Source organism: Acidovorax sp. HMWF029, assembly GCF_003060895.1.
Classification (GTDB): Bacteria; Pseudomonadota; Gammaproteobacteria; order Burkholderiales; family Burkholderiaceae_C; genus Acidovorax.
In genome coordinates this window covers 1-9821 of the sequence record NZ_QAIH01000276.1, presented here as the reverse complement: position 1 = coordinate 9821, position 9821 = coordinate 1, and the positions used below count along the sequence as shown (strand labels likewise).

General features: G+C 63.1%; 9 protein-coding genes. 7 read left to right on the top strand and 2 right to left on the bottom strand.

What is annotated here, in order from left to right:
* Positions 1–484 (bottom strand): MarR family winged helix-turn-helix transcriptional regulator (locus DBR12_RS19435; protein ID WP_108618738.1); only part of this gene is annotated, 484 nt, incomplete at its 3' end.
* Positions 485–626: 142 nt separating this feature from the next.
* Here DBR12_RS19435 and recA point away from each other — a divergent pair.
* Together recA and recX are read left to right on the top strand one after the other, a co-directional pair.
* Positions 627–1706 (top strand): recombinase RecA, encoded by a 1080-nt coding sequence (recA, locus tag DBR12_RS19430; protein WP_108618736.1) that lies wholly within the window; start codon positions 627–629, stop codon positions 1704–1706.
* A 141-nt stretch (positions 1707–1847) separates the two neighbouring features.
* Positions 1848–2306: a recombination regulator RecX gene (gene recX / locus DBR12_RS19425; RefSeq protein WP_108618735.1), complete on the top strand. Its 459-nt coding sequence runs from the start codon at positions 1848–1850 to the stop codon at positions 2304–2306.
* 73 nt (positions 2307–2379) lie between these two features.
* On the opposite strand, the gene argC is transcribed toward recX, so the two are convergent.
* Complete coding sequence (gene argC / locus DBR12_RS19420; RefSeq protein ID WP_108618734.1) at positions 2380–3312, bottom strand: N-acetyl-gamma-glutamyl-phosphate reductase; 933 nt, start codon at positions 3310–3312, stop codon at positions 2380–2382.
* Positions 3313–3492: 180 nt separating this feature from the next.
* On the opposite strand from argC, the gene sucC reads away from it, so the two are divergent.
* From sucC to DBR12_RS19395, 5 genes are all read left to right on the top strand, one after another.
* Entirely contained in the window at positions 3493–4653 is a 1161-nt protein-coding gene (gene sucC / locus DBR12_RS19415) for an ADP-forming succinate--CoA ligase subunit beta (protein ID WP_108618733.1), read from the top strand.
* A gap of 15 nt (positions 4654–4668) precedes the next feature.
* On the top strand, positions 4669–5565 hold the full coding sequence (gene sucD / locus DBR12_RS19410) for a succinate--CoA ligase subunit alpha (RefSeq protein WP_108618732.1): 897 nt from the start codon (positions 4669–4671) through the stop codon (positions 5563–5565).
* A 383-nt stretch (positions 5566–5948) separates the two neighbouring features.
* Positions 5949–8621, top strand: coding sequence for a CHASE2 domain-containing serine/threonine-protein kinase (locus DBR12_RS19405; protein ID WP_233244916.1), 2673 nt, complete (start codon positions 5949–5951; stop codon positions 8619–8621).
* A 17-nt stretch (positions 8622–8638) separates the two neighbouring features.
* Positions 8639–9427, top strand: a complete 789-nt coding sequence (locus DBR12_RS19400) for a Stp1/IreP family PP2C-type Ser/Thr phosphatase (RefSeq protein WP_108618731.1) — start codon at positions 8639–8641, stop codon at positions 9425–9427.
* A gap of 41 nt (positions 9428–9468) precedes the next feature.
* The coding region (locus DBR12_RS19395) for an FHA domain-containing protein (protein ID WP_146185580.1) at positions 9469–9821 on the top strand (353 nt) is incomplete at its 3' end.

Below are 9821 nucleotides of genomic sequence, written 5' to 3'. Positions count from 1 at the left end.
CTCCTGCGTAGGCCTCCAACCCGATCGCCACCACCGTGGCCACGTCACGCCCCACCTCTTCACGGAACTCGGCCTCCGCCTGGGCCACCGCATCACGGAATGCCTGCAGCCAGGCCAACCCCACAGGCGTGAAGCACACGCGGCGCGCACGCGCGTCCAGAGGGTCGGCCTCGCGCGTGACAAGGCCCCAGGCCTCGCACTGGTCCACCAGATTGGCCATGGCCTGCTTGGTCATGCCGGCGCGCTGGGCCAGGTCGGTCAATCGGTCGCCCGAGAGCGCAAGGTGACGCGTGATGTGCACGTGGGCCGCCGTCACCTGGTCGCGTGCGGCCAGGTTGGACAGAGCCAGCGGCACCTCCACGTTGTGCGCCATGAGCTGCAGCACCCGCGCGTCAAAACGGCGCATGGCGTGGCCAAGCAGGCGTCCCAGGTGGGTCTGGCGCCAGCCGTCTTCGACAAGAGAGGGAAGGGGTGAATATGGCATGGTCAAATTGTCAGGCAAACTGACCAAATTATCCTTGAACAACAAAAGATGGCTCGCATAAACTACTGTTCAAGCATCCAGCCTGTAATTAATTGCAGAGCAATACAAACACCCAACCCGTTGTTTCTCAAGGAGTTTTCTCATGGACGTCGCAGTCAAAGGCACCAACCCCGCATTGCCCGTGAACACCGAAAAAGCCAAGGCACTGGCCGCCGCGCTCGCCCAGATCGAGAAGCAGTTCGGCAAAGGGACCATCATGCGCCTGGGTGAAGGTGAGGTGATCGAGGACATCCAGGTCGTTTCCACCGGCTCGCTGGGCCTGGACATTGCCCTGGGCGTGGGCGGCCTGCCCCGGGGCCGCGTGGTGGAAATTTATGGCCCTGAATCGTCGGGCAAGACCACACTCACGCTGCAGGTGGTGGCCGAGATGCAAAAGCAGGGCGGCACCTGCGCCTTCGTCGATGCGGAACACGCCCTTGATGTGCAATACGCCCAGAAGCTCGGCGTGCAACTGTCCGACCTGCTGATCAGCCAGCCCGACACGGGCGAACAAGCGCTCGAAATCGTGGACAGTCTGGTGCGCTCGGGCGCCGTGGACCTGATCATCGTGGACTCGGTCGCCGCCCTCACGCCCAAGGCCGAAATCGAAGGCGAGATGGGAGACGCCCTGCCCGGCCTGCAGGCCCGCCTGATGAGCCAGGCGCTGCGCAAGCTCACCGCCACGATCAAGAAGACCAACTGCATGGTCATCTTCATCAACCAGATCCGCATGAAGATCGGCGTGATGTTCGGCTCGCCCGAAACCACCACGGGCGGCAATGCGCTCAAGTTCTACGCCTCGGTGCGCCTCGATATCCGCCGCACCGGCACCATCAAGAAGGGCGACGAAGCCATCGGCAACGAAACCAAGGTCAAGGTGGTCAAGAACAAGGTGAGCCCGCCCTTCAAGACGGCCGAATTCGACATCCTGTTCGGCGAGGGCATCAGCCGTGAGGGTGAGATCATCGACATGGGCGTGACGGCCAAGATCGTCGAGAAGTCGGGCGCCTGGTATGCCTACAACGGCGAGAAGATCGGCCAGGGCCGAGACAACGCCCGCGAATTTTTGCGTGAGAACCCGGACCTGGCTCGTGAAATCGAGAACAAGGTGCGTGAGGGCTTGGGCATTGCGCTGCTGCCCGCCGCCTTGGCGCAGGCCAGTGCCGACGGCGACGAGGCGTAAGCCAAACACAGCTGCCATGCCGCCAGAACCAAGCCCGCAAGGGTTTGGCGGCAGGCAGACTTCCAAAACCCAAGCCAAACAAGGCTTCACCGCGCGATAGCAAAGCTTTTCTTGCTATCAATTTTTAATACCCTAGTCACCATGGGCTTCACCACGCTGTCGCTCAAGGGGCGCGCACTGCGGCTGCTGAGCCAGCGCGAACACTCGCGCGCTGAGCTGCTGCGCAAGCTGGCCCCGCATGTTGAGGAGGGCGATGACCTCAACGCCCTGCTCGACGATCTGCAGGCACGCGATTTCATCAGCGAGGCGCGGGTGGTGGAGTCGGTGCTGAACCGGCGCGCAGGCCGCCTGGGCGCAGCGCGCATCCGGCAGGAGCTGCAGTCCAAAGGCCTGGGTGCAGACGCGGTGCAGCAGGCCGTGGCCCAGTTGCAGGGCAGCGAACTGGAGCGTGCCCGCGAAGTGTGGCGCCGCAAGTTTGGCGAGCCCGCCGCAGACCCGCAAACCCGTGCCAAGCACATGCGCTTTTTGCTGACGCGGGGGTTCTCAGGGGATGTTGTGCGGCGCGCAGTGCTGGGCGCCGACGGGTCTGACGAGGGCTGAACGCACCGCCAACAGCGGGGCATGACCCCAATTTCTGGTGCGCCCTAGTGCGCCCAAGTGCGCTCTAGGGCGGTTACACGCCCAGCATCAACTGCAGGTTCTGCACTGCCGCGCCGCTGGCGCCCTTGCCCAGGTTGTCCAGGCGCGCAATGACCACGGCCTGCCGGTATTGCTCGTTGGCAAACACGCGCAGCTCCAGCTTGTTGGTGTCGGTCAGCGTGTCGGCGGCCAGCTTCAAGTCATCGGTGGGGGGCAGCACGCTGACCCACTGTTCGGACGTGTTGGTGCGGCTGTAGTGGCTGGCCAGTGCGTCGTGCAGATCGCTGGCCTTGGGCGCGCCCGGCAGCAGGTCCAGGTGCAGCGGCAACTGCACCAGCATGCCCTGGCGGAAGTTGCCCACTGCGGGGATAAACACCGGGCGGCGTGTGAGGCCGGTGTAGCGCAGGATCTCAGGGATGTGCTTGTGCGACAGGCCCAGCGCGTAAGCCTCATACGGCGCGGCGGTGCCTGCCTCGTAGGCCTCGATCATGGTGCGGCCGCCACCCGAATAGCCCGAGACCGAGGGCAGGCTCAGTGGATAGTCCGCAGGGATCAGCCCCGCATCAACCAGCGGGCGCAGGATGGCAATCGCGCCCGTGGCGTAGCAGCCGGGGTTGGACACACGGGCGGCATCGCGCACCGCCTGCGCTTGCGATGCGGCGAGTTCTGGAAACCCGTACACCCAGCCGTCGGCCGTGCGGTGGGCGGTGCTTGCGTCGATCACCTTGACCTTGCGGCCCGAGCTGCGCTCGATCTCCTCCACCATGGCCACGGTGTCGCGCGCTGCATCGTCGTGCAGGCACAGCACCACCAGGTCCACGCCCGCAATCAGGTCGCGCTTGGCACTGGGGTCCTTGCGCAGTTCGGGCGCGATGCTGACCAGCTCGACCTGCGGCATGGCCTGCAAACGCTCGCGGATCTGCAGGCCCGTGGTACCGGCTTCGCCATCAATAAAGACTTTGGACATGGGGTATTCCTTCGTGTGCAACAACGGGCTGCGGCCCGACGGTAAGGGGATGTACGTACTAGGCACATGGGATGGTGCGTTGCAGCATGATACAGTCGCGGGTTGCCATGTCCCAAGCCCGCGGCCAGACAACTGTTCATGGTAAACGGGTAACTACCACCCTTCCCTGAGAGAGACCTCATGAAGATTCACGAATACCAAGGCAAGGAAATCTTGCGCAATTTTGGTGTGCCCGTTCCGCGTGGCATTCCCGCATTCACGGTGCAAGAAGCCGTGGAAGCAGCACAAAAACTCGGCGGCCCCGTGTGGGTGGTCAAGGCCCAGATCCACGCCGGTGGCCGTGGCAAGGGCGGCGGCGTGAAGGTTGCAAAGACCATTGACGACGTGAAAGCACGCGCCAGCGAGATCCTGGGCATGCAGCTGGTCACGCACCAGACGGGCCCTGAAGGCCAGAAAGTCCGTCGCCTGTACATCGAAGACGGCGCTGACATCAAGAACGAACTGTATGTGTCGCTGGTCACCGACCGCGCTACGCAGAAGGTCGCCCTTATCGCATCGAGCGAAGGCGGCATGGACATCGAGGAAGTGGCCCACTCCACCCCCGAGAAGATCATCACCGAGATGATCGACCCCATCGCTGGCATCACCGAAGCACAGTCCCGCAAGGTGGCCGCTGCCATCGGCCTGACCGGCGCGTCCATCGACCAGGCCGTAGACATCTTCGCCAAGATCTACAAGTGCTACATGGAAACCGATGCGTCGCTGGTGGAAATCAACCCGCTGAACTGCGACTCCAAGGGCAACCTGATGGCCCTGGACGCGAAGTTCAACTTTGACGCCAATGCCCTGTTCCGCCACCCCGAAATCGTGGCTTTCCGCGATCTGGACGAAGAAGATCCAGCCGAAGTGGAAGCCTCCAAGTTCGACCTGGCCTACATCAGCCTGGACGGCAACATCGGCTGCCTGGTGAACGGCGCTGGCTTGGCCATGGCCACCATGGACACCATCAAGCTGTTCGGCGGCGAGCCTGCCAACTTCCTGGACGTGGGCGGCGGTGCCACCCCCGAGAAGGTGACCGAAGCCTTCAAGATCATGCTCAAGAACCCCAAGGTCGAGGGCATTCTGGTCAACATCTTCGGCGGCATCATGAAGTGCGACACCATCGCCACCGGCGTGATCACCGCTTGCAAGGCTGTGAACCTGAACGTGCCGCTGGTTGTGCGCATGAAGGGCACGAACGAAGAGCTGGGCAAGAAGATGCTGGCCGAGTCCGGCCTGCCCATCATTGCCGCAGACACCATGGCCGAAGCTGCGACCAAGATCGTTGCTGCCGTCAAGTAAGCCCGGAGAACACACATGTCGATCTACATCAACAAAGACACCAAGGTCATCACCCAGGGCATCACGGGCAAGACGGGCCAGTTCCACACCGAAAAGTGCCAGGAATACGCGAACGGCAAGAATGCCTTCGTGGCCGGCGTGAACCCCAAGAAGGCTGGCGAGTCCATCTTCAACATCCCGATCTACGCCTCCGTGAAGGAAGCCGCTCACCAGACGGGCGCTACCGTGTCGGTGATCTATGTGCCTCCAGCTGGTGCTGCTGCCGCGATCTGGGAAGCCGTTGAGGCCGACCTGGACCTGGCCATCTGCATCACAGAAGGCATCCCAGTGCGTGACATGCTGGAAGTGCGCAACAAGATGAAGGCCAAGGAAGCTGCGGGCGGCAAGAAGACCCTGCTGCTGGGCCCCAACTGCCCCGGCCTGATCACGCCTGACGAAATCAAGATCGGCATCATGCCCGGCCACATCCACCGCAAGGGCCGCATCGGCGTGGTGTCCCGCTCGGGCACGCTGACGTACGAAGCCGTGGCCATGCTGACCGAAGTCGGTCTGGGCCAGTCGAGTGCCGTGGGCATTGGTGGCGACCCCATCAATGGCTTGAAGCACATCGACGTGATGAAGGCGTTCAATGACGATCCAGACACCGACGCCGTGATCATGATCGGCGAAATCGGCGGTCCTGACGAAGCCGAAGCCGCCCAATGGTGCAAGGCCAACATGAAGAAGCCCGTGGTGGGCTTCATCGCTGGCGTGACGGCCCCTCCCGGCAAGCGCATGGGCCACGCGGGAGCCCTGATCTCTGGCGGTGCCGACACGGCCGATGCCAAGCTGGCCATCATGGAAGAGTCCGGTTTCGTGATCACACGCAACCCGTCGGAACTGGGCAAGCTGCTCAAGGCCCAACTGAAGTAAGTCGCGCGTCGCCCAAGGCCACTGCTATGCCCCCAGCATGGCAGCCCCCGAGGGGCGAAAACGTAGCGGCTCAAGGCGCCCGAAACCCAGGTTTCGGGCGCTTTTTTTCGCTCTGTGTGCCCGTCTCTGGCCATTTTTCCAGAGACCTGCTCGCCACCGAAAAGTACGCTTTGCATGGATGCCATGCTTGGCGGTACGTACCGCTACGCCGCGAACATGCCCCAATGTGACAAAAATGGCACCCTCATCCAACATCCAACCCAGCCCCCGACAAGAAGGGCACGGGAAGTAAGCCCGCCGCGGTATTTGGTGCAAAAACATGCAGGAATCACCATCCCAGGGCCTGGGCGCAGTTATTGCTTGAACTGCTGCTCAATACCTGAGTGGAACAACAGCAAGTGGGCAGAAAATCCTCGGCACGGCGACTGAATGTGTGGCGTACCGATGGCTTCTGGAGCGCATTGGCGGGGCTGGCAGTAGTGACCCTGTGCGTGATCACGGGCCTTGCCCAGCGACTGGACGTTGCGCTGTATGACGCGGCCATCCGCACCACCACTCCCGCCCCCCTGCCGGAAATTGCCATCGTCAACATCGACGACGCAAGCCTGGCCGCACTGGGCCCCTGGCCCTGGTCCCGCGACATCCACGCGCGGCTGATCGATCAGCTCGCAGCCAGCGGTGCCAAGACCATCGTCCACACCGCCCACTTCACAGAACCCCAGAGTGACCGGGGCCTGGGCCATGTGCGCAAGATCCGGGAATTGCTTGCCGCTTCCGGCGACAACGGCCCGCTGGCCACCGAACTCAGCCGCATCGCTACCGACGCCGACCAGACGCTCGACACGGATGCCCGTCTGGCCAGCGCAATCCAGCGTGCGGGCAATGTGCTGCTGGCATCGCGTTACGCCCCTACAGGCACGCCCGCAGCGCTTCCGTCCTACGTGCGCCGAAGCACGCTGCCCGACCCCGGCTCCTTTGCCAAGCCCGCCCAGTCGGCACAGCACCCGATTGGAATCCTGGGAGCTGCCGCCGCCGCCGTGGGCCATCTGTACCCAGATGTAGACAATGACGGCCAGACCCGCCGGGTGCCCCTGCTTTTGCGCTACGACAACACCGGGATTCCTTCGCTGGCCCTTCTGGCAGCCCAACACAGCCTTCATCTGAGTTCGAGCGACTTGCACATCCAAGACGCCCCCCCCGGGCTGCGCCTGGGGGGACTTCACATTGCGACAGATGCCACTGCCGTGATGCGCCCCCGCGTGCAAACGACGCCGGGCGACAGCCCAGCATTCCCCACGCACTCCTTCACCAACGTGCTCGACGGCAAAACGCCCGCCAGCAGCTTCCAGGGAAAGATTGTGCTGGTGGGCAGCACCGCTGCGGCGCTGGCGCAGCAAGGTGGGCAAGGGCCGCTGTACCCCGTTGATACTCTGGCGCGTACCGTGTCGTCCATCCGGCTGGGCCTTGGCGCGCAGGTGCCCGCCTGGGGCCCATGGGCATCCGGGCTGGCGGCGGCAGGCGCACTCTTGTATGTGGCATTGCTTGCCCACCGGACGCAGGCGTCTGTCGTACTGGGTGTTGGCGCGGCGCTTGCCCTAACGCACGCAGCAGTCGGCTGGGGGCTGCTGCACTACGCTGGCCTATGGATTGCGCTAGCGCTGCCCACCATCGCGCTCGCTGCGGGCATAGCAGCGAACTTGCTGCTCGGATGGAAAAACGGTCGGCAACACCCGGCATCGGCCGAAGCAGCGGAGGCTGACCGAATGATGGGATTGGCCCTGCACGGGCAGGGACAGCTTGACATGGCATTTGAGCGCCTGCGCAAAGTCCCCGTCAGCGACGCCTTGCTGGAAAACCTCTACCACCTGGCCGAAGACTTTGAACGCAAACGCAACTTCGCCAAGGCCAAGGCGGTCTACGAACACATCCTCAGGCACAACCGGCAATACAAAGACACGCGCAGCCGCTACAAGCGGGCACGCGCCAAGGCTGACAGCAGCGGCCCCAACAGCCAGCCTGCGCTCACCCCTCCCCAAGGCGCCTCAGCCAGCCCACGACTCCCCGGTGACGCCACACTGGGCATGCCCATGCTGGGGCGCTACCAAATCGACCGGGAAATCGGCAAAGGAGCCATGGGCGTCGTCTATCTGGGGCGGGACCCTAAAATCGGGCGTGTCGTAGCCATCAAAACCCTGGCCCTGTGCCAGGAGTTCGAGGGCGATGCGCTGATCGATGCACGGGCCAGGTTCTTCCGGGAGGCCGAAACTGCCGGGCGCCTGCAACACCCCCACATCGTGACCATCTTCGATGCAGGCGAAGAGCATGATTTGGCCTATATCGCCATGGAGTTCCTGAAAGGCCGAGACCTGGCCCACGCCTGTGAGAAGGAACATCTGCTGCCAGTACATACTGTGCTTTCAATTGCCGCATGTGTGGCCGATGCGCTGGACTACGCCCATGCCCACAACGTGGTGCACCGCGACATCAAGCCCGCCAACATCATGTTTGACAGCACCACCCACGCGGTGAAGGTGACGGACTTTGGCATTGCGCGCATTACCGACTCCAGCAAGACACGCACAGGACTGGTGCTCGGCACCCCCAGCTTCATGTCGCCAGAGCAGCTCGCCGGGAAAAAGGTGGACGGCAGGTCGGACCTGTACTCGCTGGGCATCTCGCTGTTCCAGCTGCTGACCGGCACCCTTCCTCTGCGGGGCGCCTCAATGACAGAGCTGATGCACAAGATCGCCAGTGTAGATGCGCCCGATATCCGCGAGTTGCGCCCCGACCTCTCCACGGCCGTCGCACGGGTGGTGGCACTGGCGCTGCAAAAGCGCCCCGAGGCCCGCTACCAAACAGGCCGCCAGTTTGCCGCCGATCTGCGGCAAGCTGCCGCAGGAACAGCGGACGTCGGGAGCATGCCAGCGCCCGAAACAGTGGTCTATGATGCGGACCGCGATGCAACAGGGCACGAGATGACGGATTTTCAGGAAACCGTGATGGACCCCCCCGCCGTGCGGGGAGCGTCAGCCCCGCCCGTTTCAGGCGCCCCATGACGCTCGCCCATACACCCATGACCTACGAATTTTTCGCTCGGACCGACAAGGGCCGGGTGCGCGCCAACAATGAAGATGCGGTGGCGGTCGATCGCGAAGCGCAGGTCGCCATACTTGCGGACGGCATGGGCGGCTACAACGCCGGAGAAGTCGCCAGTGGCATGGCCACTACCTTCATCCGCACCGAAATGGCCCGCTGGCTGGCCCAGGCGGGCACAACGCCCCAATCCACCGATGTGCGGCGCGCGTTGGAAATCTGCGTTGAGAATGCCAACCACGCCATCCTAGGCGCTTCGCTGTCGAACCCCCAATATGCAGGCATGGGAACCACCCTGGTCGTCGCCGTCTTTCATGGCAGTCGGCTCATCCTCGGGCATATCGGTGATTCGCGCTGCTACCGGCTGCGGGATGGTGCGCTGCAGCAAATCACGCGAGACCACTCGTGGCTTCAAGAGCAGATAGACGCTGGCCTGCTCACGGCCCAGCAGGCCGCACTGTCGTCCAACCGTAATCTGGTGACCCGCGCCTTGGGGGTGGAGCCCAACGTCATGATGGAAGTCAACGAGTTCCAAGTGGCAGCCAATGATCTCTTCCTCCTGTGCTCGGATGGCCTCACGGACATGGTGTCCGAACCCGACCTTGCGGAAATGATGCGCGCGCCACTTGCGCTGGAAGAAAAAGCCACACTGCTCATCGACACCGCCAACGCGAACGGCGGGCGTGATAACGTGAGCGTGCTGCTGGTGCAGGCCGCCGCGGGAGGCAAGAAGCGCGGCCTTATGTCCCGATTGCTAGGGGCCGCCTGACCGGCCCAAACCACAACAATTCATCACATCAGGAGTGGATCATGCCGAGAATGATCGTTTCAATCGACGGGGTCGTCATCAAGGAAGTGCAGCTGACCAAAGAGCGGACTACGCTCGGCCGACGCCCATACAACGACATCGTGATCGACAACCTTGCCGTGAGCGGGGAGCATGCCGTGATCCACATGGCAGAGCACGAGGTCGAGATCGAAGACCTGGGCAGCACCAACGGCACCTATGTGAATGCCAAAGCGGTCAAACGCCAGGATTTGCGCAATGGCGACACGATTGAAGTGGGCAAGTACAAGATTCGCTTTCTGCAGGAAGCCGAAGGCCAGAACTTCGAAAAGACCATGATCTTCAAGCCAGGCATGGTTCCCCCCGTGGGCTCAGC

Coding starts and splice junctions, on each gene's coding strand:
- sucC (WP_108618733.1), top strand. CDS start 3,493: ATGAAGATTCACGAATACCAAGGCAAGGAAATCTTGCGCAATTTTGGT.
- recX (WP_108618735.1), top strand. CDS start 1,848: ATGGGCTTCACCACGCTGTCGCTCAAGGGGCGCGCACTGCGGCTGCTG.
- argC (WP_108618734.1), bottom strand. CDS start 3,312: ATGTCCAAAGTCTTTATTGATGGCGAAGCCGGTACCACGGGCCTGCAG.
- DBR12_RS19400 (WP_108618731.1), top strand. CDS start 8,639: ATGACCTACGAATTTTTCGCTCGGACCGACAAGGGCCGGGTGCGCGCC.
- recA (WP_108618736.1), top strand. CDS start 627: ATGGACGTCGCAGTCAAAGGCACCAACCCCGCATTGCCCGTGAACACC.
- sucD (WP_108618732.1), top strand. CDS start 4,669: ATGTCGATCTACATCAACAAAGACACCAAGGTCATCACCCAGGGCATC.